Genomic DNA, 24385 nt, shown 5'->3' with positions numbered 1-24385 from the left:
AGAGAAGATCAAAATGAAGCGCACATTCAAAATCTACCGCTACGATCCGGACAAAGACGCCAAGCCCTACATGCAAACCGTGCAAGTGGAGCTGGACGGTCACGAGCGCATGCTGCTGGACGCCCTGGTCAAGCTCAAGGCCATGGACCCCTCCATCGCCTTCCGTCGCTCCTGCCGTGAAGGCGTGTGCGGCTCCGACGCCATGAACATCAACGGCAAGAACGGTCTGGCCTGCCTGACGAACATGAACACCCTCAAGGGCGACATCGTTCTCAAGCCCCTGCCCGGCCTGCCCGTCATCCGCGATCTGATCGTGGACATGACCCAGTTCTTCAAGCAGTACCACTCGATCAAGCCCTACCTGCAAAGCGATGTCTACGCCTCGCCCAGCAAGGAGCGCCTGCAGTCGCCCGAAGAGCGCGAAGAGCTCAACGGCCTGTACGAGTGCATTCTGTGCGCCAGCTGCTCCACCAGCTGCCCCTCGTTCTGGTGGAACCCCGACAAGTTCGTGGGCCCGGCCGGTCTGCTGCAGGCTTACCGCTTCATCGCGGACAGCCGCGACACAGCCACGGGCGAGCGCCTTGACAATCTGGAAGATCCTTACCGCCTCTTCCGCTGCCACACCATCATGAACTGCGTGGACGTGTGCCCCAAGCACCTGAACCCCACCGCAGCCATTGGCAAGATCAAGGAGCTGATGGTTCGTCGAACCGTCTGATGCTGATGACGAATACTCTGCTCGACGAACGTGAGCGCGACCTGCTGAGGTGGCGCAGCCGCCGTGGCCTGGTTGAGAACGATCTGTTCATCGAGCAGTTCTTCGCCACCTACGGAAGCCAGCTCACGCGGAGACACGCGACTGGCCTGTCTGCCTTGATGGATCTGGCAGACAACGACCTGATGGATCTTTTCTTGCGTCGCAAGGAACCTGAAGGACAACTCGATACCCAAGAAGTCAGGGAAGTGCTGGAGATGGTGCGCAAGCGCCAGCCCGGTAGCTGTCCCCAGTAGGCTAGGCAAACTAGAGAAGGAAGTTTGGAAATGAAACTCGCTGACAACAAAGCAACGCTGTCTTTCAGCAATGGCGCTCCCAGTGTGGAAATGCCGGTGTACCAGGGCAATATCGGCCCGGATGTGATCGACATCCGCAAGCTCTACGCCCAGACTGGCATGTTCACGTATGACCCGGGCTTCCTCTCTACCGCCGCCTGCCAATCCGCCATCACCTACATCGATGGCGACAAGGGCGAGCTGCTGTACCGCGGCTACCCCATCGAACAACTGGCCAAGAACTGCAACTTCCTGGAAACCTGCTACCTGCTGCTGTACGGGGAGCTGCCCAACGAGAAGGAAAAGGCCAACTTCGAAGAGCTGGTGACCAAGCACACCATGGTCAACGAGCAGATGCAGTTCTTCCTGCGCGGCTTCCGTCGTGATGCTCACCCCATGGCCGTGCTGACCGGTCTGGTGGGCGGCATGTCGGCCTTCTACCACGACAGCACCGACATCACCAACCCAGAGCACCGCAACATTGCAGCGATCCGCCTGATCGCCAAGATGCCCACTCTGGTTGCCATGGCATACAAGTACGGTATGGGCCAGCCCTACATGTACCCCAAGAACGACCTGTCGTATGCCGGCAACTTCATGCGCATGATGTTCGGCAACCCCTGCGAAGAGTACAAGGTCAACCCCGTGGTTGAACGCGCTCTGGACCGCATCTTCATCCTGCACGCAGACCACGAGCAAAATGCCTCGACCTCCACCGTGCGTCTGTGCGGCTCGTCCGGCACCAACCCCTTTGCCGCCATCTCCGCTGGCGTGGCCTGCCTGTGGGGCCCTGCCCACGGCGGCGCCAACGAAGCCTGCCTGAACATGCTGGAAGGCATCCAGGCCAACGGCGGCATCGAGAAGGTCGGCGAGTTCATGGAACAGGTCAAGGACAAGACCAGCGGCGTGAAGCTGATGGGCTTTGGCCACCGCGTCTACAAGAACTACGACCCCCGCGCAAAGCTGATGCAGGAAACCTGCAACGAAATCCTGGCCGAACTGGGCCTGGAAAACGATCCCCTGTTCGCCCTGGCCAAGAAGCTGGAAAAGATTGCCCTGGAAGACGACTACTTCGTCCAGCGCAAGCTCTACCCCAACGTGGACTTCTACTCCGGCATCGTGCAGCGCGCCATCGGCATCCCCGTCAACCTGTTCACCGGCATCTTCGCTCTGGCCCGCACCGTGGGCTGGATCGCTCAGCTCAACGAACAAATGGCCGACCCCGAGTACAAGATCGGTCGTCCCCGCCAGCTGTTCACCGGCTCCGTGTCGCGCGACGTCAAGCCTATCGCTCAGCGTTGATCGGCACGCCCAGGCCCGGATTTCCGGGTCTCAGGGTGGCAAAAAGCCCGCAGACTGCAAAGTCCGCGGGCTTTTTTACGTGAACCGGCAATCTCGGCACCTGACAAAAACCATAGCTGCTTGCGCATTACCTATATCGATTTCAGATTGAAATCACCATGAAATCCTTTGATAGCATGCGCTATCTGCTATAAAAATTCATTAATCAATCCGAGTCAGAAATACCGATCAGACCCGGAATCGGCTCTTCTATACTGCTCTTCATGCATGCACAAAGACAACGCAATCTGGAGCTGGCCCACGCCGTGCTGGGCTGGAACCAACGCCACCTGAACCGCCACACCACGCTGAGCCGCGAGCAGGTCGCCGAGTGCTTTGCCGAGCAATTCGTGGTCGAGCCCAATGGCCGCCACTATGCGGCCAACCTCGAGAGCTATCGCGAGTTTCTCGAAGGCATGAAGCAGGACATGCAAGGCATTCGCTACACCATCCAGCACGCCACAGCCGACGAGGACTCGGTGGTCTTTTCCATGGAAGTCTGCATCACCAAGACCGATGACAGCACCCAGCACTTTGTCGCCATGCTGCTCATGCGCTTTGACGAACACGAAAAAGTCAGCCTGTGGCGCGAGGTCTATCTGCCCCGACCCCAAGCCGGCGCGCAGTAAGACCGCTAGCACGGGCAGCCCCCGTCAGGGCACAAGCAAGATGGGCTGCTGGGCGCCATGCGCCTCCAATTGCCGGTGGGCCTGCGCGGCATCGGCCAGTGCAAACTCCTGCGGCTCGCCCATGCGGAAATGCTTTTTGCGCAGCGCCTCGAACAGGCGCGCGGCCATGGCATCGCGCTCTTTGGGCTTTTTGACGAAGTGAAACACCATGGGCCGGCATACGCCGTTCGACTTCGCGGCCAGACGCGCAATCTCCAGCGGCGGCACCGGGCCGGAAGACTGCCCGTACATCACCAATTGGCCGCCGATGCCCAGACTGGCCAGCGAGGCGTCGAAGCTGTCCTTGCCCACGCCGTCATAAGCCACCTCCACGCCTTCGCCGCCGGTCAGCTGCTGCACACGCGCGGCCACATCCTGGGCGCCCGTGCCGCGATAGCGGATCACCTCCACACAACCGGCCTGATCGGCTTTCCTGGCCGTGGCATCGCTGCCTGCCGTGCCGATCACCATGGCCCCCAGCTGCGTGGCCCACTGGCTCAGAATCTGCCCCATGCCGCCACCGGCGGCCTGCACGAGAATCCGCGAGCCCTGGCTGACCCTGGCCACCCGGTGCAGCAGCACATCGGCCGTCAGCCCGCGCAGCAGGCTGGAGGCGACCAGCGCGTCGCTGAGGTCATCGGGCACGGCCATCAGTTCGTCGTGCGCAATCACGCGCTCGGCGGCGTAGATGGAATAGGCGCCAGAGACATAGCAGACCCGGTCTCCAGGCCTGAAGCGAGTCACGCCCTCCCCCACTTCAGCCACCACCCCCACGGCTTCGATGCCGGGCGTGCCCGGCAGCGCCAGCGTCTTGTAAAGACCCGAGCGCACATAGATATCGTGAAAGTTCACGCCAATGCGCGTGTGCCGCACGCGCACCTGAGCGGCCTCCAGTGGCTGCGAAGCGACCGAGGCGATCTTCAGGACCTCGGGGCCTCCGTACTCCGTCATGACAATGGCTTGATGCGTGGCCTGAATCATGGCTTGCGCTCCTCTAGGGTTGAAATCCTCCGAATGTAGCCTGCCGCCGTGCTTGTCCCTGCGCCCCGCTGCGACGCGGCAATTCCCGCACAATGCGCCTCCTGCACACCGCTATTGATTCTTCTATGTCTTTTGCCCCACTAGGCCTGCGCGCCGAGCTTCTGGATGCCACACTTGATCTGGGTCTGCGCGACGCAACGCCGATTCAGACCGAGGCCATCCCCGCCGTGCTGGCCGGGCGCGATCTCTGGGCCTGCGCGCCCACGGGCTCGGGCAAGACCATGGCCTATCTGCTGCCCCTGCTGCAGGCCTGGCTGGCGCAAAAGCGCGGCCACACCGGCTTTGTGCGGCCGCTGGCCACCTTGATTCTGGTGCCCACGCGCGAGCTGGCCCTGCAGGTTCATGAAAGCCTGAGCGACATCACACGCAAACTGCGTGAGCAACCACGCAGCCGCGTGGTCTATGGCGGTGTCTCCATCAACCCGCAGATGATGCAGCTGCGTGGCAGCGCCGACTTTCTGGTCGCCACGCCGGGCCGCCTGCTGGATCTGGTGGAAAACAACGCCGTGCGCCTGAATGCGGTGCAGCATCTGGTGCTGGACGAGGCCGATCGCCTGCTGGACCAGGGCTTTGCCGAGGAACTCAACCGCGTGCTGGCCCTGCTGCCCGCCAAGCGCCAGACCCTGCTGTTCTCGGCCACCTTCCCGCAGAACGTGGAGGCGCTGGCCGCCCGCCTGCTGCATGACCCCGTTCGCGTGCAGGTCGATGCCGACCAGGCCGCCGAGCATTCGGCCAGCCCCGAGAGCATCAGCCAGCGCGCCATTGCCGTGGACAGCACCCGCCGCACCCAGCTGCTGCGCCAGCTGGTCAAGGATGGCGAAGGCCAACCCGAGTGGGAGCGCGCGCTGGTCTTTGTCGCCAAGCGCCACACCGCCGAAATGATGGCCGACAAGCTCTACAAGGCAGGCATCTTCGCCACCACCTTCCACGGCGATATGAGCCAGGGTGCGCGCAAGGATGTGCTCGAACAGTTCAAGGCCAAGCGCTGGCAGCTGCTGATCACCACCGACCTGGCCTCACGCGGCATTGATATTGCGCAGCTGCCCACGGTCATCAACTACGACCTGCCACGCTCGCCCGCCGACTATATTCATAGAATTGGCCGCACGGGTCGCGCCGGGCATGCGGGAGCCGCCATCACTTTTGTTCCACCCGCAGAAACTGCGCACTGGGAGCTGATCTGCAAACGCAACCAGCTAGACATTGCACTGGAACAGATTGAAGGCTTCGAGCCCACCGAAGAAGTGCCGCCACCTCCCGTCGCACAGGATGGCAACGGCGGTATCAAGGGCCGCAGACCCAGCAAGAAAGACAAGCTGCGCGCTGCAGCTGCCGCTGCAAAGCAGCAGCCAGGCGATTGAGCTCTGCCAACAAGGCCGAGACTCCCTCGCCTAAGTTCATCAAAAGGCCGCCCATGCGGCCTTTTTGCGTCTGACAGAGAGCGCCTTCAACCAAGCCGGACGCAGCCGCGCCCCTCCTTCCACTTTTTCGACAGCGAAATCTCCGAATCTTCATCAATCAAATTGGAATTTAATCACCGATAGATAAGAGCTATTCCTACATCGCAAAACACGATAGTCAAAGACATTGAGAAACATGGTTTACATGAATTTCTTAAATAGAAATTGGTAAGCTTGGTCCCTTGCCCTCGCTGCGAATGCGAGCCAAGGATGTCACTGACCTGTCTGCATGCGCCTGTGAAGCGATGCAGGGGGGGAACGGCAATGAAATCGTTAAAAGCACTGGCAGGATTGACCATCGTCATTGCCTGCTCCGCAGCTCAGGCCGATGAAGCCAACCAGACTGCCGAGGTCAATCAACCTGCTCAGGCCAGCCAATCTGCAGGTGCCTGGCATATCAACCTGCACACCGTCAGCCATCATTTCAGCGAAAGGCAACATGGCAAGAAATGGAACGAGGAAAACCTGGGTCTTGGTATCAGACGAGAGTTTTCCAGCGATTTCTCCGTGCAGGCCGGCTTCTATCGCAACAGCATCGACCGCTGGAGCACCTACGCCATAGGCGAGTACACGCCGCTGACTTTTGGCAATCTGCACTCTGGCGTCTATGCCGGTTTGCGCACCAACTACACACGCCCCGTCATGGCGGCCGCAGGAGCCCTGGTGCGCTGGCAGGGGGAGCGCTACAGCGTTACGGTCCGCGCTGCACCGAAGACCTGCGGCCAATGCTCGGCTTTCATTGCGCTCGAGTTCGGCTGGAAACTGTGACCAATTTGTAAAACGGGTACAGAACCGCAGTGCGCACATTGCCAATCCGCATCATCAGCACCAGGGAGCACGCTAAAGTGCCAGCTCACTGTGCTTTTTGATGCCCCATGCACGCAGACTCGAATTTTGCCCTCATCACCCGCCAGCTCGAAAAAAGCCGCCAGGCGCTGCTGGACCTCTCCACACGCAACCGGCTGCTGAGCCTGCCTCAGGCCGCCACGGCACGCGTGCTGCATTTTGCGGATGAACGCACGGAAGAGGTCTATCGCCTGCTGGCGGGCGAAAGCAAGGCCATGAGCTTTGCGCCGGCAAAGGCCGAGGAGCAGCAAGCGGCCGCAGACCCATCAGAGGCCCAAGAGACACAGACCGCCCTCGCCCTGCCCCAGCCCGAAGAAAGCGTCGACGAGCAGCTCGATGCGCGCGGTGTGGCCCAGCGCCATCGCGACCTGAAACTGCAGACGCGCCTGTCCAGCGAGAAGCTGCAGCGCCGGCTGCTGGACATGTATTCCGATGCCCGTACCTTCATCGAGGAACAGGGTGTCAACATCCTGTTTCTGGCGCTGGGTCAGCTGCAGTGGTTCGACCGCAATGCCCCCGACAAGCCGCGTTTTGCGCCGCTGATTCTGCTGCCCGTGGCACTGGAGCGCAAAAGCGCGGCCGAGCGCTTCACCCTGTCATGGCTACAGGAGGATGCGGCGGAGAACCTGTCGCTGGCCGCCAAGCTCAAGGCCGACTTCGGCCTGGAGCTGCCCGAATTCAATGCTGGCGACGACTTCGCCCCCCGCGCCTACCTGGCCGCGGTCGCCACGATGGCAGCAGCCCAGCCCGGCTGGCAGGTGTTGCCCGACGCCATGACGCTGGGCTTTTTCAGCTTTGCCAAGTTCCTGATGTACCGCGATCTGGACACTGCGACCTGGCCGCCGGAAAAGCAGCTTGAGCGGCAGGCACTGATTGCCGCCGCACTGCAGGACGGCTTCGAGGCACGCGAACACCTGTTCCCCGAAGACGCCGATGTGGACCAGTTGATCCCCGTGGACAGCCAGCGCCACGTGGTCGATGCCGACAGCTCGCAGTCATTGGCCATCGAAGCCGTGCGCCGCGGCGAAAACCTGGTCATTCAGGGCCCGCCGGGCACGGGCAAGTCCCAGACCATCACGAACGTGATTGCGGCGGCGATTGCCGACGGCAAGAAAGTGCTGTTCATCTCGGAGAAGATGGCCGCGCTGGAGGTGGTCAATCGCCGCCTCAAAGCCGTGGGCCTTGGGCCCGCCTGTCTGGAACTGCACAGCCACCATGCCAACAAGCGCAAGGTGCTGGAGGAGCTCAAGGCCACGCGCGATCTGGGCAGGCCTCGAGTGGAGCACCGCGAGCAAATCATCCATGAGCTGAGCAACGTGCAGCAGCAGCTGAACTCGCACAGCCGGACCATGCATCAGGCGCTCGCGCCCTGCGCACTCACGCCCTACCAGATCCTGGGCCAGCTGGCGCGGCTGGATGCGGTGCAGATCGCGCATCTGCCCGATTTGCTGCAAGGCGCACAGAACTGGTCACCCGAGGACTTTCATTCACGCCAGCAGATTGCCGAAGCGCTGCGCCAGGCGGCGTCCAAGGTGAGCCCGGTGGCCGGGCACCCGTGGCGCGGCGTATGCCACCCGGCACTACTCAAGCTGGATGCACAACGATTCGCCCAGCAACTGCCGGCGCTGCAAGCAACGCTGGCCCGGTTGCAGCAGGATGCGGAGCTGCTGGCGCAATCCCTGAGCGCGCCGGCAGCGCCAACCATTCAGACCCTGCTGGAGCAGATCACGTTGGCGCAGCAGCTCGCCAGTGCCCCCGCCATAGACCGGCAGGCCGTCGCCGGCAGCATCTGGGATCAGGGCCTGGAGCAGTTGCGCAAACTGCTGGAATGCGGCGCACGGTTCAGCCTGCAGGCACAGAGCCTGCGCGGCAGCTTTGCCGAATCCGCCTGGACGGCGGACTGGAACGCCCCACGCCAGAGCATCGCGGCACATGGTGACTCGCTGTTTCGCATTTTCAACAGCGGCTACCGCGCAGCGATGGCCAGCCTCAAAGGCCAGCTCAAGACGACATTGCCGAGCTCGCGCGCACAACGACTGAGTCTGCTCGACAGCCTGATCGAAGCCCAGCAACTGCGCCAGAGCCTGAGCCAGCAGCAGGCCCAGGGAGCCGATGCCTTTGGCAGCCTGTGGCTGGGCGAGCAAAGCAACTGGACGCAATTGCAGGCCGTGCTGGGCTGGATGGCCGGCCCCGACGGACAGGGGCGCAGTGCCGCCTTTCGCCAGCTCTATGCCCAGTTGCCATCGCCCGCACATTGCGCGGACCTGGCCGCCAAGGCCAGTGCATCGCTGCAGGCATTCGAGGACTCTGCGCAGAGCTTGCTCAGCGGCTACCAGCTCGATACGCAGGAAGCCTTTGGCGCCCCCGACCTGGCCCGCATTGCGCTGACCGACTTTGGCGAACGCCTTGCGCAATGGCTCGCCGAGCCCAACGCCTTGCTGGACTGGACCTCCTACCATGCCACCCGGGAGCAGGCGCGCACAGCCGGCATGGCCCCCCTGGTGCAGCAGCTCGAGAATGAATCCATTGCGCTAGATACCCTGGCCGCCAGCCTCGAGCGCGCTTATTACGAAGCGCTGCTGCGTCAGGCCACTCAGGCTCACCCCGAGCTGGTCGCTTTCAACGGCGATCAGCACAGCCAGAAGGTGCGCCAGTTCCGGGCGCTGGATCTGGAGCGCATCGAACTCGCGCGCGCCCAGTCGGCACTCTCGCATTACGAGCAGGTTCCGCGCAGCGCATCCGGCATGGGCCCGCTTGGCGTGCTCAATGGCGAGATTGCGCGCAAGCGCGGCCATATGCCCCTGCGCAAGCTGTTCAAGCTCGCAGGCGAAGCCGTCCAGGCCATCAAGCCCGTGTTCATGATGAGCCCGCTGTCCGTGGCCCAGTTTCTGGAACCTGGTGCGGTCGAGTTCGATCTGCTGGTGATTGACGAGGCCAGCCAGATCGAGCCCGTGGACGCGCTGGGCGCCATCGCCCGCTGCAGGCAACTGGTGGTGGTGGGCGATGACCGGCAGTTGCCGCCCACGCGATTTTTCTCGCGCATGACCAGCGAGCAGGACGACTTCGACGACGAGGACGAGAATGGGGACGCCAGCCAGCTCATCGCCACAGCAGCCGATGTGGAGAGCATCCTGAGCCTGTGCCTGGCCAAGGGCATGCCCCAGCTCATGCTGCGCTGGCACTACCGCAGCCGCCACCAGTCGCTGATCGCGGTGTCCAACCAGCAGTTCTACAACAGCGGCCTTTACGTCGTGCCCAGCCCCTACACGGCCCGCTCGGGCATGGGGCTGCGCTTTCACCATCTGCCTGAAGGCCGTTTTGACAGCGGCGCCAGCCGCGTCAACCGCATCGAGGCCCAGACCATTGCTCGCGCCATCATGCAGCACGCACAGCAGTCGCCGCAGCTCAGCCTGGGCGTGGCCGCTTTCTCGCTGCAGCAAAAAGTCGCCATTCAGGACGAGCTGGAACTGCTGCGTCGCCAGCAGCCCGAGGCCGAGTCCTTTTTTGTCGCCCATCCCAACGAACCCTTCTTCATCAAGAACCTGGAAAACGTGCAGGGCGACGAGCGCGATGTGATCTTCATCTCGGTGGCCTATGCGCGCAACGCGCAGGGCTATCTGCCCATGCGCTTCGGCCCGGTGAGTGCCGACGGAGGCGAGCGCCGCCTGAACGTGCTGATCTCGCGCGCCAAGCAGCGCTGCGAGGTGTTTTCGTCCATCACCGCCGACGATATCGATCTGGAACGCGGCAAGGGCAAGGGCGTGGCTGCGCTCAAGGTATTCCTGCAATACGCGGCCACCGGTCAGCTGGCACTGGCCGGAGTCAGCGGACGCGATCTGGAGTCGCCGCTCGAAGAAGATGTTTATGAAGCGCTGACGGCCCAGGGTCTGCAGCTGCAGACGCAGATCGGCATTGCGGGCTTTTTCATCGATCTGGCCGTGGTCGACCCCGAGCAGCCGGGCCGCTATCTGCTCGGAATCGAGTGCGACGGCATGAGCTATCACCACAGCCGCAGCGCGCGCGACCGTGACCGCCTGCGCCAGTCGGTGCTGGAGAGCCAGGGCTGGACGCTGCTGCGCATCTGGGGCTGTGACTGGTTCCGCCAGCCGCGCGCCCAGACCGAGCGCGTGCTGGCAGCCGTCGAAGCGGCCAGGCAGCGCAAGGATGCCGAACCAGTTCAGCCGGCAATCGCCCCCCATCAATCACAGGCCGCCACAGAAGTCGTAGAACGGGCAGCGCTGTCCGATGCCGGCAGCGCCGACACGGAATCGGCCGCCGCCGCTGACAACAGCCTCTATCAGGAAGCCCGCTTTGCCGTTCCCGCCGGAGAGCTGCATCAGCAATCCACCGCGCAGCTGGCCCAGCTGATGCGCCGCGCAGTGGAGTTGGAAGGACCGATACATTTTGACGAGCTGGTCACCCGCATGCGTACGCTCTGGGGCCTGCAACGCGCCGGCAGCCGCGTGCGCGATGCGCTGGAGCAGGCGCGGCAATCCCTGCTGGCCGATGAGGCACTGGCCGCAGACGGGGAGTTTCTCGACCTGCCGGGGCGAGCAGTGCGGGTGCGCAATCGCGCAGAGGTAGGCTCGGCCAATCTGCGCCGCATCGACTGCCTGCCGCCAGCCGAGATCCGTGCAGCGATTGCCCAGGCCCTCAAAACCAGCCTGGGCGGCCAGCGCGAGGAACTGCCCACCGCTGTGGCCCGGCTGCTGGGCCTGAGCGCCGTCACCGCGCCGGTACGCGAGCTGGTGCTGACGCAGCTCGATGCGCTGCATGGCAGCGGTGCCGTGGCATTCAACGGGACGCTGTATCGACTGCCGACCTGAGCCCCGAGTCTTGAGTCACCAATGAAAACGCCCTGAAGAAATTCAGGGCGTTTTCATGGCACCAGGCCACATGCCTGCACCACGCTCTGCGTCAGTGGTCGTTGCTGACCTTGCGGTCCTCGCTCTTGGCCTCCTCCATGGCCTCGGGCTCCAACTCCTCCGCCGAACGATTCAGGTGAACAAACACCCCCCAGCCGACCATGAGCATGCCGACGGCAACTACCAGGGCAGCGGAATACAGCAGCTTCTCGGGCTGCTCCTGGGCCTTGAAAGTGGCAACCAGCCCCTCGATGGCCAGGGCGACCACCAGTACCACCATAAAGCGAGAGAGAAAGCGACGCACTCTTGTCGGGCCGCTGATATGGGCGTCGCGCACCACCTCTTCTTCAACCACGGTCTGGGAAATCTGCAGGGCCACCACGCCTGAGGCCAGAATACCAAGCGCCTCCACCACATGCAGCGTGGCCTCCGGCTCCAGGCCGGCAGCAATCACGGCCCAGGCCTTGGTGACGGCCATCCAGATCAGGCACAACGCGGCCAGGCCGAACAGCAGGGCAATCAGCGAATGGGTCAGGGTGTAGAGCCAGTGAACAAACTTCATGAGCAACTCCAGGACCGTGTTGACGATCCATCGCCGTCCATACTTGCAGACTTGATCTGCCCTCTTCGTAGGACAGTCAAGAAAACTGCTGACTCAATGCAAAGAGCGCCCTGTTTGCCCTGAGCACTCCCCAAATCTGCCTACCATTGGCATATGCCTCGCCAGAACACCAGCCCCGCCGAGTTTCCGCCCGCCATTCTTTTGCAGATAACGCAGCTGGCCCAGCACATCGTGGCCCAGCGCAAGAGCCGGGGCGAAACACAGACGCAGTGGGCACAGCGGCTGGGTATTTCCCAGCCCACCATGGCACGCATAGAGCGCGGCGACCCGGCCGTTGCCATGGCGACCTATGTGTCCTGCCTGTGGCAGCTCAATCCCGAGCTGGATCTGACCCGGCTGCTCGCCCCCAAGGCTCCAACGCTGGCACCCGCCTCCCGCTTGGATGCCCCCTGCCTCGACAGAAAAAGAGCTGCGGCGCCAAAGAGGGCCAAATCCGCCGCCGAGCCTGCCATCAAGACCGCGAACCACGATGAGCAACAGGCTCAGATCGAGCGCAATTTTGCGGCCGCCAAGGCCGCTCTGGATTTCTTCAAAAGCCCTCTGTTCTGAAGTTTCAAAAGCACAAACCCCGGCCATCACTGACCGGGGTTTTGTGTTTTGGAGCAAAGCCCCATCAGGCTAGGTTTCGCCCCATGGCCAGCACAGCGGCCACATTGCGGGCGGCGCTGCGCACATTGTGCTCGGCCTCTTTCAGCGCATCGTCGATGCTACAGATGCGGCTGAGCACGCTGAAGATGGCGTCAATGCCATGGTCATGGACCACATGGGCGTTGGTGCCCAGACCACCAGCGATGCCAATGACGGGCTTGCCATGCAGCTTGGCGACCGAGCCCACACCAAACGGGGTCTTGCCAAAAATGGTCTGCTGGTCGATATGGCCTTCGCCGGTAATGATCAGATCGGCGTCACGCACGGCGGCGTCCAGGTCCACGGCGCGGGCAATGATTTCGCAGCCGGGGCGCAACTGGCCTTTGAGGAAAGCCAGTATGGCCGCACCCATGCCGCCTGCTGCTCCTGCGCCCGCAACAGTATCGGGCCTGCACCCCCAAGTCGTGTTCGATGATTTGCGCAAAGTGCTTGAGCGCCGCGTCGAGCTGCTGCACGACTTCAGCGCTTGCACCTTTTGCGGACCAAAGATGGCCGATGCGCCGCGCGGGCCTGTCAGCGGATTGTCCACATCGCAGGCCACTTCAATCTGGCATTCGGCCAGTCGCGCATCCAGACGGTGGTGTCGATGCGTGCCAGTTGCGCCAGCGGCGCGCCGCCACAGGCGATGTCCTGGCCTTGTGCATCGAGCAGCCGCACGCCCAGGGCCTGCAGCATGCCGGCACCGCCATCGTTCGTGGCACTACCGCCAATGCCCAGAATCAAGTAGCGTGCACCGGCGTTGAGGGCTGCAGTAATGAGTTCACCCGTGCCAAAGCTGGTAGTCACACGCGGGTCGCGCTGGGCAGGCGGCACCAGGGCAAGACCACTGGCGGCGGCCATCGCCCGTCAGGCCGTAGAAACTGGTAATGCGTTCGCCCAGCGGGGCCGTCACTTCAACGTCCACACTGCGGCCTTGCGTGGCTTCAACCATGGCCTGCACCGTGCCTTCTCCGCCGTCGGCCATGGGTACTTTGAGGTACTGGGCGTCGGGAAAGATTTCCTTGAAGCTCAGCTCGATCTGAGTGGTCACTTCCAGTGCCGACAGACTTTCCTTATAGGAGTCAGGCGCAATCACTATTTTCATGATGCAGTCTGCTCCCGTTTACAGCAACACGGCGCTGGCAGCCCAGATACAGGCAAAGCTGACCAGACCCATGACCAGAGTGGACGAGGTAAAGACGCGCAGCGACTCTTCCATCTTGATGCCCGAGAACTTGGTCACCACCCATAAGTAGGAGTCATTGGCGTGCGAGGCCACAATGGAGCCTGCACCAATGGCCAGCACGGCAAAGATGCGGCCGGTTTCCGAGCCCAGACCAAAGGTGGCCAAGCTGGGGGCGACGATGGCAGCCGTTGTCAGCGCAGCCACGATGGACGAGCCCTGCGCCGTCTTGAGCAGCGCGGCAATGATGAATGGCACGAGCAGGCCGACCGAGGCAGTGCCCAGCACTTCGCCCAGTGCACCACCCACGCCGGTTTCCTTGATGATGGCGCCAAACATGCCGCCCACGCCGGTGATGATCAGTGTGGGGCCAGCCTTGACGATGGCATCTTCCAGCACGGCGCTGAAGTCCCCCCTCTTGCCGCCATTGCGTGCCAGCAACCACATGCCGCAAAGCATGCCCGCCAGCAGCGCGATCACGGGGTTGCCCAGAAAGTGGAAGACGGTGGCAAAACCATCCTTGTAGCCCAGCGTGGTCAGCAGCGTGGAAATCGAAATCAGCAGCAGCGGCAGCACCACGGGCAGCAGCGAAAAGCCGAACGAAGGCAGGTGGGCAGTGGATTGCTGCTCGGTCTCTTCAGGCTCGGAAGGCGCGTAGTCCTTGCCCTTGCACATCAAGTAGGCCCAGTAGTAAGCAGCCAGCAGACCGGGAATGGCAAACACCACGCCCGCTAGCACCAGCAGGCCCAGATTGGCATTGAGCTGGGTGGCCGCAGCCAGTGCACCAGGGTGTGTGGGCACCAGGCAGTGCACGACATACAGCGATGAGCCCAGGATGGAGGCAATCAGCGGCATGGGTACCTTGGAGCTGACGCTGATGCTGCGCGCGATGCCGCTCAGGATGATGTAGCCGGTATCGCAGAAGATGGTCAGACCGGGGATGAAACCCGTCCAGGCCATGGCAGGGCGAGCGTTTTGCTTGCCCGCAAGATTCATAATGTGGGTCGCAATGCTGAGCGCGCCGCCGCTTCTTTGCATGCACACAGCGATGGCCGCGCCAAAGATGATGACAAAGTAGATGCTGCCCAGCGTATTGCCAAAGCCGGTCTTGAGCGCATCAATCACCTTGGGCAGGGGCAGGTTGGTACCCAGCAGCGCCAGCGACACAGCAAACAGCGCGCCAAAGACGTTGGCCTTGAGTTTGGCCGTGAGATAAATGATGGCCACGATGCTGAGGACCACCAGAATGGATGAAATAGCAATACTGCTCATGATTTGGGGTCGCTGATGGGTTGCCAGTGCGCAGAAGATTGGCCTGACAAAAAAGCGGCGCTGGGTCGCGACGCCTGTTTACCGATCCGGTTGGCCACCTGTCATGCAGTTGATTAGCCATCCTCTCCAGCCATCAGCTCCGGGCCGCTTGCAACTTGATTTCACAAAGAGTAAGCAGGCACTCAAAATCAAACTTCAAGCGCTGGCCCGAGACAGCCTCAGGGCATGGCGTTCAAACAGCGCAATCAGATGATCGGCCACTGCGCGCACGCGCCGGGAATGCGCCATATCGCTGTGCATGACCAGCCATATGGTTTGATCCACGCCCAGTTCGGGTTGCAGGCAGACCAGGCCAGAGCGACTGGCCAGAAAATGCGGCAGCACCGCCAGCCCAAGGCCCGCCTCCACTGCAGCCAGCTGCACCGTCAAGGTATTGGCCAGCATGCGGCAAGGCTTGCCTCGCAAGACTTTGTGCATCCATTGCGCTGCGGGTAGATGGGCATGTGACTCGGGCCAGCCAATCATGAGGTCATGCTCCCAGACCTGACTGGTAGGCCCGCCTGCCCGGTTTGCCACATAGGACTGCGCACCATACAGGCCCATGCCCAGTGTGCCCAGACGCCGTAGCGTGACATTGCCCGCCTCGGGTTTGACCATGCGCACCGCCATATCCGCATCACGCCGGTGCAGATTGACCGCCTGCACGCCGCTGACAATTTCCAGTTCCAGCTGCGGGTACTGGGCCAGCAATTGGGGCAGCGAATCCATGATGAGAGAGTTGGCCAGATTTTCCGCTGTGGCCAGGCGCACAATGCCTGCCACCAGCGTCTGCTGGCGGGCCAGATCACCAAAGGCATGAGCCGCACTTTCCAGCGCCTGTGCGCGCTCCAGTAAAGCCTGACCGTCATCACTTAGACGGTAGCCGCTTTGGTGACGGCTGAACAAGGGCACGCCCAATGCTTCCTCCAGCCGTTGCAGGCGGCGCGAGACTGTCGCAATGCCCAGGCCCAGCACCGGGGCTGCAGCACTGAGTGAGCCACCACGAGCCACGGCAAGGAAGATGCGGGCGTCATCCCACTGCACAGCGGTATCAAAGTCAGTCATTTTTCAAAAATGGAAAATTACTTTTCAAGAAAGCCTCTATGAATATCAATTTTGAAAAATGATACTGCCAGCTCTCTGAAACCAGAAAGTCATCTATGCAATTGAAAACCTTGGGTCGCAGCTTGCAAGTCTCCGCATTGGGGCTGGGCTGCATGGGCATGAGTGAGTTCTATGGGCCCCGCGACGATGAACAGTCTTTGCAGACTCTGAACTGGGCCGTGGATCATGGCGTGAATTTTTTCGACACCGCTGACGGCTATGGCCATCACCACAACGAAGAGCTGCTGGCGCAATTTCTGCGTGGTCGCTCGCAACGCGTGAAAATCGCTACTAAATTTGGCATTGTGCGCAAGCAGGGCGACTACACGCGCAGCATTGATAGCAGTCCAGCCTATGCAAGGGCCAGTTGCGAGGCATCCCTGCAGCGTCTCGGTGTGGAGCAGATTGACCTCTTCTATGTGCACCGCATCAACTCTGAGCAGGCCATCGAAGACACCATGCAGGAGCTGGCCCGCCTTGTACAGGAAGGCAAGATCGCCCATATCGGCCTGAGCGAAGTCAGCGCCGCCACACTACGCCGCGCCCATGCAGTACACCCTGTCACTGCCGTGCAAACCGAATATTCGCTGTTCACCCGCGATGTGGAAGTCGAGGTGCTGCCCACCTGCCGTGAACTGGGCATCGGCCTAGTGCCCTACTCTCCGCTTGGACGGGGCTTTTTGACGGGTCGTTTCCAGCATCAGACACCACAGGCGGAAGGAGACTTTCGCCTCAACTTGCCGCGCTTTCAGGCTCAGAACATTGATGCCAACCGTGCGCTGGTGGATGCCGTCATCACCATCGCCCAGCGCAGACATTGCAGCCCCGCGCAGATTGCGCTCGCATGGTTGCTGGCACAGGGCGAGGATATCGTTCCCATTCCCGGAACCACACGTATTGCCCATCTGGCTGATAACCTGCAAGCGCTGCAGATCCATCTGGAAGCGCAGGAGCTGACCGCACTTGAGCAGTTGCAGCTAAAAACACCTGTGGCCGGTGCCCGCTACAGCGAAGAAGGCATGAAGGGCGTCAACGCCTGATCAGCTTCAGCACCGGCCCTCAATCACCGAACCGCTCCCGGTAAGCGACAGGTGTGATACCCAGCTTGCGCACGAACAGATGTCTCAGCGCCTGCTCCGAACCCAACCCGACCTTGGCGGCCACGGTCTTGAGGGGCACAGAGCCCAGGTTCTCCAGCAGCTGCTTGGCCCGCTCCAGGCGAGCGTTTTCCACAAAGCTGCTGGGACTGCAGCCGGTCTCCTGCTGAAAGACGCGGCGAAAGTTGCGCTCGCTCATCGCCGCCTTGCCCGCCAGCAGCGCCAGCGGCATGGGCTGGTCCAGATGCTCCAGCACCCACTGCTGGGCGGCCTGCACTGCGCTGTGCTGCGTAGCCTGCGCGGCCAGGGATACGCTGAACTGCGACTGACCGCCCGGGCGTTTGAGATACATGACCAGGTCGCGTGCCACCTGCAGCGCCAGCGCATGGCCGAAATCATGCTCCACCACCGCCAGCGCCAGATCAATGCCGGCCGTGACGCCGGCAGAAGTCCAGAGCTGACGCATGCCGTCGCTGTCCTTGATTTCGTCGCACACATAGATCGCATCGGCATCCACCTGCACCCGCGGATAACGCTGGGCCAGCGCCCCCGCCACGCTCCAGTGCGTGGCCGCGCGGCGATCATCGAGCAGACCGGCTGCCGCCAGAAAGAAACTGCCGCTGCACAGCGCGATCAGGCGCCCGACCCCGGGAGCCACTCGCGCCACCCAGTCCACCAGCTCAGGCGAAGCCGCCAGCACCTGCTCGATATGGCGTGCGCCCACCAGCAGCACCGTGCAGCCCGTGCCCTCGGCCTCGACCTGCGCCAGAGTATGGCTGGCCTGCAAGCCCATCAAGGTATCCGAAGGCACAAGACCGGCATGCGACGCCACCACCCGCACCGCATATCCGTCAGGCAGGCCTTTGTGCCGCAGATGCACATTGGCATAGTCAAAAACGGACATCGGACCTATGGCCTCCAGCGCCTTGAAGCCGGGGTAGACAACCAGATCGACGCGGTGGGCGCCAGCGTGATGGTGTTCCATACAAAAATCAGAGCAGTTCGAGCATATACAACCAGCGCTGCAGGCACTTGCAGCGCACAAGCCCCGACTATACGCAAGCCCTCTCGGCACCTGGTTCTGGCAGGTGCATCCACTGCTAAAGTCCGGGGCTTCTGCCCCTTTTTCTGCCCATGATTCCTGGACCTCTTTTCACCCTACCCATGTTGCTGCTGCTGCTCGCCCCCTGGGTGGCAGCCGGCCTGAGCCTGTGGCTGTTGCTGCGCGGGCTGTTGTGGTGGCTGCGCCATAGGCACACACCCGCCTCTGAACGCCCGCCGTTCTGGCACTGGTTCGTCGTGGTGATGGCGATATTGGCGCTGGCCGGCGATCTATGGGGCCTGGTGCTGGCGCGCAAGCTGGTGCAGATTGAAGAGGCCGTGACGCTGCGGGCCCACTATCGCGAGAGCCGGCAGCGCTTTGTGCTGCCCGAGGACTTCCGCTATGGAGAGCTGCTATTTCCCAAAGGCACCCTGATCAATCGCTACGACGCCTTTGACAACGGCGAGCGCCAGCGACCGCTGGGTCTGCGAGGACTGAGTGCGGCGCGCTTTACGCAGCCGGTCCAGATCGCTGGCGCCTGGGTCAGCGCCATCGGCAACGGCGCGTTGGAGCTGGCCCGCGACCAGCGCCTCGGCCCGGTATTCCACTTCGATCCCGACGCTCAGCCAGGTTATGGCGACTGGGTGGTCGACCCGAAGCGCCCCTATCTGGAATGCCGCAAGGGCGATATCGCCAGCCTGCATGTGCCCTTGATCGACTATGACATCCAGGCCGAGTTTCTGGTCGGAGCCCCTGACGGCCCCGAGGCGCGCTACCGTCCCAGTCAATGGGGGTTCATCGATTGCCAGGCGGGCAAGCCCGCGATTGAGGTGCAACCCGCCTATGACGGCCCGGCACCGCCAGGCGCACAGCTGCCGGTATGGGGAACACTGATACCGAACGAGGATTGAGCCGGCGACGCTCGCAGCGCCGGAACACGCCGTCCCGCCCGACAACATGCCGCCGCCACTGGCGGGCTTGCATCGAATCACGCCCTATCGACTCGCGCCACAGTGACGTGGGTGAATGCACCGACCTTTTGCAACGCCGCCCGCGCCACAGTTTCAGCGTCTGAAGCGGCGCAGCCGCCCCATCACGGGCTTCTAGGCAACGCTGCCGGCAGCAGATCAGCGGACTGCCGACGGCAGATATCCAAAGCGCGCGCGGAAACGTTCGGCAAAGCGGGCGCGTGACCTGTACCCACATGCCTGGGCAATCTCCAGGACACTCAGCGATGTGGTTTGCACCAGCATCATGGCGTGAAGCATGCGCACATCCCTGAGCACCTCCTCAAACCGCGCCTGTTCAACCGCCAGGCGGCGGCGCAGCGTGGCCTCGCTGACGGCAAGCGCCTTTCCTGCAGTCTGTGCAGTCCAATGCTGGCCGGGTGCTTCGCCAATCAGGGTGCGCAGCCGCCCGGACATACCCTGTGGCACGGGTGGCCTGAACGTGAAGCCGCGCTCGGCCAGTGCCGCCAGAAAGTCCATGGCCCGGTATCGAAGGCGCTCGTCGCTGACCGGCCGGGCTCCTGCACTCGCAAGCACATGCTGTAGCGAGGATCCGAGGTCGGCGTCCAAGGGAATCTTCCGAAAGGATGCAGACGCGTGCAAAGTCTCGGACTCCATGGCGCGTCCCCGGCGAAAAGCGGCAAGCAGTTCTGGCGACAGCGTCAGAAAGATCGAGCGAAAACGCTGCTCCATGCCTCCAGGTGTTTTGATCAGATCTGCGCAGGCATTGGCCTCGACGAGCAGCAAAGATGTACAGGCTTGCACTGCGATCCGGTCGATGCTGCTGTCAAGGTCCAGTCGCCCCGCCGCAATGAGCAGCACAGTCGCATCCTGAAACAGGAAGCGGGGCGTGTGCTGTGCCTGCGTCAGACAAGGCTGGGCCACGGTCCACAGGCCACGCCTCCATTGGGGCGCACCCATGGGAAGCAGCCATGGCAGCTCCCCCGACGGGTTTTCCGGTGTCGGAGAGGCTGCCCTCGCCATTGCCATTGCCATTGCCATTGCCATTGCCATTGCCATTGCCATTGCCATTGCCATTGCCATCGCCATTGCAGACTTTTCCTACCGGACGCCGGTCGGCAGCGAGACCGCAGGATTGAGACTGTAGACCCCGGTGAGGCGGGCCTGTCCAAGCACCTCGGCCGATGCGAGCGCCGCACGCACATTCGCACCCGTCAGGGCCCCGGACACCTCCAGCGTGGGCGTCGCCACGGCATAGATGGTGAACACGTAATGATGGATCCGTGTGTCGTTCCAGGGCGGGCAAGGGCCGTCATAGCCGAAGTAGTCCCCCTTCATCTGTTCGTCGGCGGCAAACCATCCCGTGTAGTCGTTCAGGCCGTGACGCCATCCTTCTGGCGCGGCGACTCCAGGCTTGCCCCTTGGCGTCACGCCGTCCGAATGAGCGCCTGCGGCGATGGACCTGACATGGGCCGGAATGTCGAGAAGCAGCCAGTGAAAGAAGTCCACACGGGGCAGGGAAAACGGAACCTCCCGGCCCTCCTGGTTCACATCATCGCCCTTGCTGGGCACGTCGGGGTCATGGCAGACGAGGACAAATGACCGGGTTCCATCCGGCACGTCACTCCAGGCCAGATGCGGGTTCCGGTTGGACGACAGGGCCACATGGGATGCGGCATCAGGCACTGCGAATGCGAATTCGCCAGGAATGCGCTGACCATCTTGAAAACTCTGGCTGATAAGTTGCATGGGGATCCGTCCTTGCGGGAGTTGAGCGGGTGTGACGTGCATCGACGTCCTGCACCAGTGTAGGAAATCAAGCGCACCCGAAAGCACCAAATCCGATCAATCGATTCACGCATCCTGTCAATTCGGATGCATCTGGATCAGAGCGTGCGCTGTCGCCGCATCGTCAGCCGCGTGGCCGGCATGCGCGAAGACTACTGTGCGGTGGCAGGCGCTTCACAAGACCCCCGGCATACCCTCGAAACGGAGCATGTGCCTTGCTGATGCACCGCGCGCGGCGAGCGGCGAGCGGCGCGCGGCGAGCGAAAGCAATGGCAGCCTGACAGCCCGGCAGCCCGGCAGCCCGGCAGCCCTATTGTCTGGCAAGGCACACTTGGTTGCGCCCTTTTTCCTTGGCGGCATACAGGGCCCTGTCCGCCCTGTCAATGAGCGCGGAGGCTGACGACTCAAGCTCAGATCCGCTTGCGCACGCAACCCCAATACTGATCGTGATTCGCACCAGTCTGGTTTTCTCGTTACCCAGGGACATCAGCTCAACCTGCTGCCTGATGAATTCAGCAAGCTGTGCTGCACCGGACAAGTCTGTACCGGATAGCAGCACGGCGAATTCTTCCCCTCCGTAGCGCGCAAGAAGGCTTCCGGAGCGTTGTACGCAGTGCGCCAGCAGAGAGGCAAAACACCTGAGCACCTCATCTCCAAACGGATGGCCAAAGGTATCGTTGAGATGTTTGAAGTGATCCACATCCAACATGAGCAGCGACAGGGTCGAGCCCGATCTGTGCGCCCTGCGCCACTCCGACTCCAGTTCTGCGTCAAAGCGTCTGCGGTTCACGAGGTTGATCAGGGGATCTTTTCCCGCCAAGGACTCCAGATGCGTCGTCAGCTGCCTCAGCTCCTCTTGCTGCCGTCGGGACACGGTGATGTCGACGTGCGAAAAAAAGCTGCAGCCATTGGCCTGAGTCCCACGCAGCTCCACAACCCGCACCCAGCGATCATGTGGCAGCGCCAGTACATAGGGAGCCCCGGAGAAGCGCTGCCGCTCTTTGAGAACGGACAGTCCGGCTTCATATTCAGGCGTGGGCTGCACATGGCGCCAGGCCTTTGCATAGATGGCTTCGAACCTGAGCGTGCGAAGACTCTCGGAGCCAGGAAAGCTGTAGAGCTGAAGAAAAGAGTGGTTGGCCCACACCGCCTTGTCTTGCGCATCCACCATCAAGATGCCGTCAGCCAGGCTCTCCAGGGCCATCGCAGTGTCTGTCGACATCTGGTGTGGCAGCGGCACCTGCTTCGGGCTCATTCTGTCCTGCATCCCCGTGAGCAAGGGAGCCGTCTTGCGCCACACCCTGATCCGCCCGAAGGCTCCCAGGGACACTGAAGCCACTCGAACACGGTAGTCATAGTGGTCGAATTCAAAGGCGCGATGCTGGTGGTGATGCCGCTGAAGACCTTCCTCGATGTAGCGACCCAAGTGCGGCAACTCGTCTTCGGGGAGCCTGCGCAGGTAAAAGCGCCGCAAATTCTCTCGGTAGTCTTCTCCCGCATAGACGAGGCCTGCATGCTCGGGGAAAAACTGCAAAAACGTATCGTTCCAAAGCAGGGTTCTGTCTTTGGCGTCAAAGATGCACACTGCCACCTCAAGTTGGTCCAAGGCAACTGCGATCAATCGGAGAATCGAAATCAAAGGCTGCTAGAAAAATGGTTAACCACACAAGTCTGCGTTGCCGACACTCGGCAAACATTGGTGCAAACCCTTTTGACGGTTGAGATAATTTGAAAGTGGAAACTCACATTGCAAGATGCCTCTCGGTTGCACGCGTGCGAGTGCAGAAGCATCCTCTGCATGTTAGCGGTTGGCCTTGCGCAGATCGCCTGGCAGCAACTCGTCGCCGTTGAATGAGCCCGCTTGCAGCCGCAGAGGGGCATCGACGCTTGCAATGGAGCGCCAGCCAACTCCATGCCCCATCTGTGACGAGGTGGCACGCACACCGGCGGGCCTGCCTGGCGGCCCCTGCCGGTATCGGCCGCCCCGCAGGCCGCCCAGAGCATTCGATGCCATGGCATCGCCAGCCAGCGCAAGACGCCCCGGCGAACCGTGTGACATTCGGCCAAAGAGCCGCCATCTGCGGCCACGAATTTCCACAGGGCTGCGGGATCGCCTACATTCACACTTCACAACCGGTACGCCCAGCCAGGCCTCGGCCCTGCCCCGGGCAGCCACCGCATCCTCAGCCTTCCAAGAAAGACCTGCCCATGAAATCCCGCGCCGCCGTAGCCTTCAAAGCCGGAGAACCCCTGCAAATCGTCGAGATCGACGTCGCGCCGCCCAAGGCTGGCGAGGTGCTGGTCAAGATCACCCATACCGGCGTCTGTCACACCGACGCCTTCACCCTGAGCGGTGATGACCCCGAAGGCATCTTCCCCGCCGTGCTGGGCCACGAAGGCGCAGGCATCGTGGTGGAAGTGGGCGAAGGTGTGACCAGCGTGAAGCCCGGCGACCATGTGATTCCGCTCTATACCGCCGAATGCGGCGAATGCCTGTTCTGCAAGAGCGGCAAGACCAATCTGTGCGTGGCCGTGCGCGCCACCCAGGGCAAGGGCGTGATGCCCGACGGCACGACGCGCTTCAGCTACAAGGGCGAGCCCATCTATCACTACATGGGCTGCTCCACCTTCAGCGAATACACCGTGGTTGCCGCCGTCTCGCTGGCCAAGGTCAACCCCGATGCCAACCCCGAGCAGGTCTGCCTGCTGGGCTGCGGCGTGACCACCGGTCTGGGCGCGGTCAAGAACACCGCCAAGGTGCAGGAAGGCGACACCGTGGCCGTATTCGGCCTGGGCGGCATCGGCCTGGCCGTGATCCAGGGCGCCAAGCTGGCCAAGGCCGGCCGCATCATCGCCGTCGACACCAACCCCGGCAAGTTCGAGCTGGCCAAGACCTTTGGCGCCACCGACTGCGTGAACCCCAAGGACTTCGACAAGCCCATCCAGCAAGTGATCGTCGAGATGACCGGCTGGGGTGTGGACCACAGCTTCGAATGCATCGGCAATGTGGACGTGATGCGTGCCGCGCTGGAATGCGCCCACCGCGGCTGGGGCCAGTCGGTCATCATCGGCGTGGCCGGAGCCGGCCAGGAGATCAAGACCCGCCCCTTCCAGCTGGTGACCGGCCGCAAGTGGCTGGGTACGGCCTTTGGCGGCGTCAAGGGCCGCAGCGAGCTGCCCGGCATGGTGGAAGATGCCATGGCCGGCAAGATTCAGCTCGAACCCTTCGTCACCCACACCATGGGCCTGAAGCACATCAACGAAGCCTTCGAGCTGATGCACGAGGGCAAGTCGATTCGCTCGGTGGTGAACTACGCTGACGCTTCGTAACCCCCTGAGGCGCTTCGCGCCTTCCCCCTTTCTCGCTTCGCG

The 24385-nt window shown here is 62.3% G+C and carries 21 protein-coding genes and 1 pseudogene; 12 read left to right on the top strand and 10 right to left on the bottom strand.

Annotated elements, in window-relative coordinates:
* The first annotated feature begins 13 nt into the window (after window positions 1–13).
* The 4 genes from QYQ99_RS20500 (at window position 14) to QYQ99_RS20485 (ending at window position 3020) form a co-directional block, all read left to right on the top strand.
* Complete coding sequence (locus QYQ99_RS20500; protein ID WP_003053210.1) at window positions 14–718, top strand: succinate dehydrogenase iron-sulfur subunit; 705 nt, start codon at window positions 14–16, stop codon at window positions 716–718.
* The gene (locus QYQ99_RS20495; RefSeq protein ID WP_302089784.1) at window positions 718–1011 is read left to right on the top strand and encodes a succinate dehydrogenase assembly factor 2; all 294 of its coding nucleotides are present in this window, start codon (window positions 718–720) and stop codon (window positions 1009–1011) included. Before QYQ99_RS20500 ends, QYQ99_RS20495 begins: the two co-directional genes overlap by 1 nt.
* 30 nt (window positions 1012–1041) lie before the next feature.
* Window positions 1042–2352 carry a citrate synthase gene (locus QYQ99_RS20490; RefSeq protein WP_003063579.1) on the top strand — a complete coding sequence of 437 codons (1311 nt, stop codon included), beginning with the start codon at window positions 1042–1044 and terminating at the stop codon, window positions 2350–2352.
* A gap of 263 nt (window positions 2353–2615) precedes the next feature.
* Window positions 2616–3020 carry a nuclear transport factor 2 family protein gene (locus tag QYQ99_RS20485; protein WP_302089783.1) on the top strand — a complete coding sequence of 135 codons (405 nt, stop codon included), beginning with the start codon at window positions 2616–2618 and terminating at the stop codon, window positions 3018–3020.
* A gap of 24 nt (window positions 3021–3044) precedes the next feature.
* Here QYQ99_RS20485 and QYQ99_RS20480 read toward each other — a convergent pair whose 3' ends face one another.
* Window positions 3045–4040, bottom strand: a complete 996-nt coding sequence (locus QYQ99_RS20480; RefSeq protein ID WP_302089782.1) for a quinone oxidoreductase family protein — start codon at window positions 4038–4040, stop codon at window positions 3045–3047.
* Between the two features lie 125 nt (window positions 4041–4165).
* Here QYQ99_RS20480 and QYQ99_RS20475 point away from each other — a divergent pair, with 125 nt between their 5' ends.
* The 3 genes from QYQ99_RS20475 to QYQ99_RS20465 all read left to right on the top strand — a co-directional run bounded on the left by QYQ99_RS20475 (window position 4166) and on the right by QYQ99_RS20465 (window position 11232).
* The gene (locus QYQ99_RS20475) at window positions 4166–5461 is read left to right on the top strand and encodes a DEAD/DEAH box helicase (protein ID WP_302089781.1); all 1296 of its coding nucleotides are present in this window, start codon (window positions 4166–4168) and stop codon (window positions 5459–5461) included.
* 363 nt (window positions 5462–5824) lie between these two features.
* Window positions 5825–6328: a hypothetical protein gene (locus tag QYQ99_RS20470; RefSeq protein WP_302089780.1), complete on the top strand. Its 504-nt coding sequence runs from the start codon at window positions 5825–5827 to the stop codon at window positions 6326–6328.
* Window positions 6329–6435: 107 nt separating this feature from the next.
* Entirely contained in the window at window positions 6436–11232 is a 4797-nt protein-coding gene (locus QYQ99_RS20465) for a DUF3320 domain-containing protein (protein ID WP_302089779.1), read from the top strand.
* 91 nt (window positions 11233–11323) lie between these two features.
* Here QYQ99_RS20465 and QYQ99_RS20460 read toward each other — a convergent pair whose 3' ends face one another.
* On the bottom strand, window positions 11324–11833 hold the full coding sequence (locus QYQ99_RS20460; RefSeq protein ID WP_302089778.1) for a hypothetical protein: 510 nt from the start codon (window positions 11831–11833) through the stop codon (window positions 11324–11326).
* A 153-nt stretch (window positions 11834–11986) separates the two neighbouring features.
* On the opposite strand from QYQ99_RS20460, the gene QYQ99_RS20455 reads away from it, so the two are divergent.
* Window positions 11987–12442 carry a helix-turn-helix domain-containing protein gene (locus QYQ99_RS20455; RefSeq protein ID WP_302089777.1) on the top strand — a complete coding sequence of 152 codons (456 nt, stop codon included), beginning with the start codon at window positions 11987–11989 and terminating at the stop codon, window positions 12440–12442.
* A gap of 64 nt (window positions 12443–12506) precedes the next feature.
* On the opposite strand, the pseudogene QYQ99_RS20450 reads toward QYQ99_RS20455, so the two are convergent.
* The 3 genes and pseudogenes from QYQ99_RS20450 to QYQ99_RS20435 form a co-directional block, all read right to left on the bottom strand.
* Window positions 12507–13625, bottom strand: a pseudogene (locus tag QYQ99_RS20450) (glycerate kinase).
* A gap of 18 nt (window positions 13626–13643) precedes the next feature.
* On the bottom strand, window positions 13644–14975 hold the full coding sequence (locus QYQ99_RS20440; protein WP_302089775.1) for a GntP family permease: 1332 nt from the start codon (window positions 14973–14975) through the stop codon (window positions 13644–13646).
* Between the two features lie 195 nt (window positions 14976–15170).
* Entirely contained in the window at window positions 15171–16079 is a 909-nt protein-coding gene (locus QYQ99_RS20435) for a LysR family transcriptional regulator (protein ID WP_302089774.1), read from the bottom strand.
* Window positions 16080–16174: 95 nt separating this feature from the next.
* Here QYQ99_RS20435 and QYQ99_RS20430 point away from each other — a divergent pair, with 95 nt between their 5' ends.
* Window positions 16175–17158: an aldo/keto reductase gene (locus QYQ99_RS20430; protein ID WP_302089773.1), complete on the top strand. Its 984-nt coding sequence runs from the start codon at window positions 16175–16177 to the stop codon at window positions 17156–17158.
* A gap of 19 nt (window positions 17159–17177) precedes the next feature.
* On the opposite strand, the gene QYQ99_RS20425 is transcribed toward QYQ99_RS20430, so the two are convergent.
* Window positions 17178–18200, bottom strand: a complete 1023-nt coding sequence (locus tag QYQ99_RS20425) for a GlxA family transcriptional regulator (RefSeq protein ID WP_302089772.1) — start codon at window positions 18198–18200, stop codon at window positions 17178–17180.
* Window positions 18201–18379: 179 nt separating this feature from the next.
* On the opposite strand from QYQ99_RS20425, the gene QYQ99_RS20420 reads away from it, so the two are divergent.
* Window positions 18380–19168 carry a hypothetical protein gene (locus QYQ99_RS20420; protein WP_302089771.1) on the top strand — a complete coding sequence of 263 codons (789 nt, stop codon included), beginning with the start codon at window positions 18380–18382 and terminating at the stop codon, window positions 19166–19168.
* A gap of 216 nt (window positions 19169–19384) precedes the next feature.
* On the opposite strand, the gene QYQ99_RS20415 is transcribed toward QYQ99_RS20420, so the two are convergent.
* Window positions 19385–20185 carry an AraC family transcriptional regulator gene (locus QYQ99_RS20415; protein ID WP_302089770.1) on the bottom strand — a complete coding sequence of 267 codons (801 nt, stop codon included), beginning with the start codon at window positions 20183–20185 and terminating at the stop codon, window positions 19385–19387.
* Between QYQ99_RS20415 and QYQ99_RS20410 the strand changes: the two genes are divergently transcribed.
* Window positions 20184–20372, top strand: a complete 189-nt coding sequence (locus tag QYQ99_RS20410; RefSeq protein ID WP_302089769.1) for a hypothetical protein — start codon at window positions 20184–20186, stop codon at window positions 20370–20372. The two genes, QYQ99_RS20415 and QYQ99_RS20410, sit on opposite strands and share 2 nt — an antisense overlap.
* Here QYQ99_RS20410 and QYQ99_RS20405 read toward each other — a convergent pair.
* The 3 genes from QYQ99_RS20405 to QYQ99_RS20395 all read right to left on the bottom strand — a co-directional run bounded on the left by QYQ99_RS20405 (window position 20327) and on the right by QYQ99_RS20395 (window position 23027).
* A complete protein-coding gene (locus tag QYQ99_RS20405) occupies window positions 20327–20974 on the bottom strand; it encodes a YbhB/YbcL family Raf kinase inhibitor-like protein (protein WP_302089768.1) in 648 nt (215 codons plus the stop codon). The two genes, QYQ99_RS20410 and QYQ99_RS20405, sit on opposite strands and share 46 nt — an antisense overlap.
* 349 nt (window positions 20975–21323) lie before the next feature.
* Window positions 21324–22619, bottom strand: a complete 1296-nt coding sequence (locus QYQ99_RS20400) for a GGDEF domain-containing protein (RefSeq protein WP_302089767.1) — start codon at window positions 22617–22619, stop codon at window positions 21324–21326.
* A gap of 195 nt (window positions 22620–22814) precedes the next feature.
* Complete coding sequence (locus QYQ99_RS20395; RefSeq protein ID WP_302089766.1) at window positions 22815–23027, bottom strand: hypothetical protein; 213 nt, start codon at window positions 23025–23027, stop codon at window positions 22815–22817.
* 194 nt (window positions 23028–23221) lie between these two features.
* On the opposite strand from QYQ99_RS20395, the gene QYQ99_RS20390 reads away from it, so the two are divergent.
* Window positions 23222–24343, top strand: a complete 1122-nt coding sequence (locus QYQ99_RS20390) for an S-(hydroxymethyl)glutathione dehydrogenase/class III alcohol dehydrogenase (protein ID WP_003074826.1) — start codon at window positions 23222–23224, stop codon at window positions 24341–24343.
* Window positions 24344–24385: the final 42 nt, after the last annotated feature.

It is taken from the genome of Comamonas testosteroni (assembly GCF_030505195.1).
In the GTDB taxonomy this organism is placed as follows: Bacteria; Pseudomonadota; Gammaproteobacteria; order Burkholderiales; family Burkholderiaceae_C; genus Comamonas; species Comamonas testosteroni_G.
The sequence above is the reverse complement of the archived record's forward strand: the minus strand, read 5'-3'. Positions and strand labels throughout refer to the sequence as shown.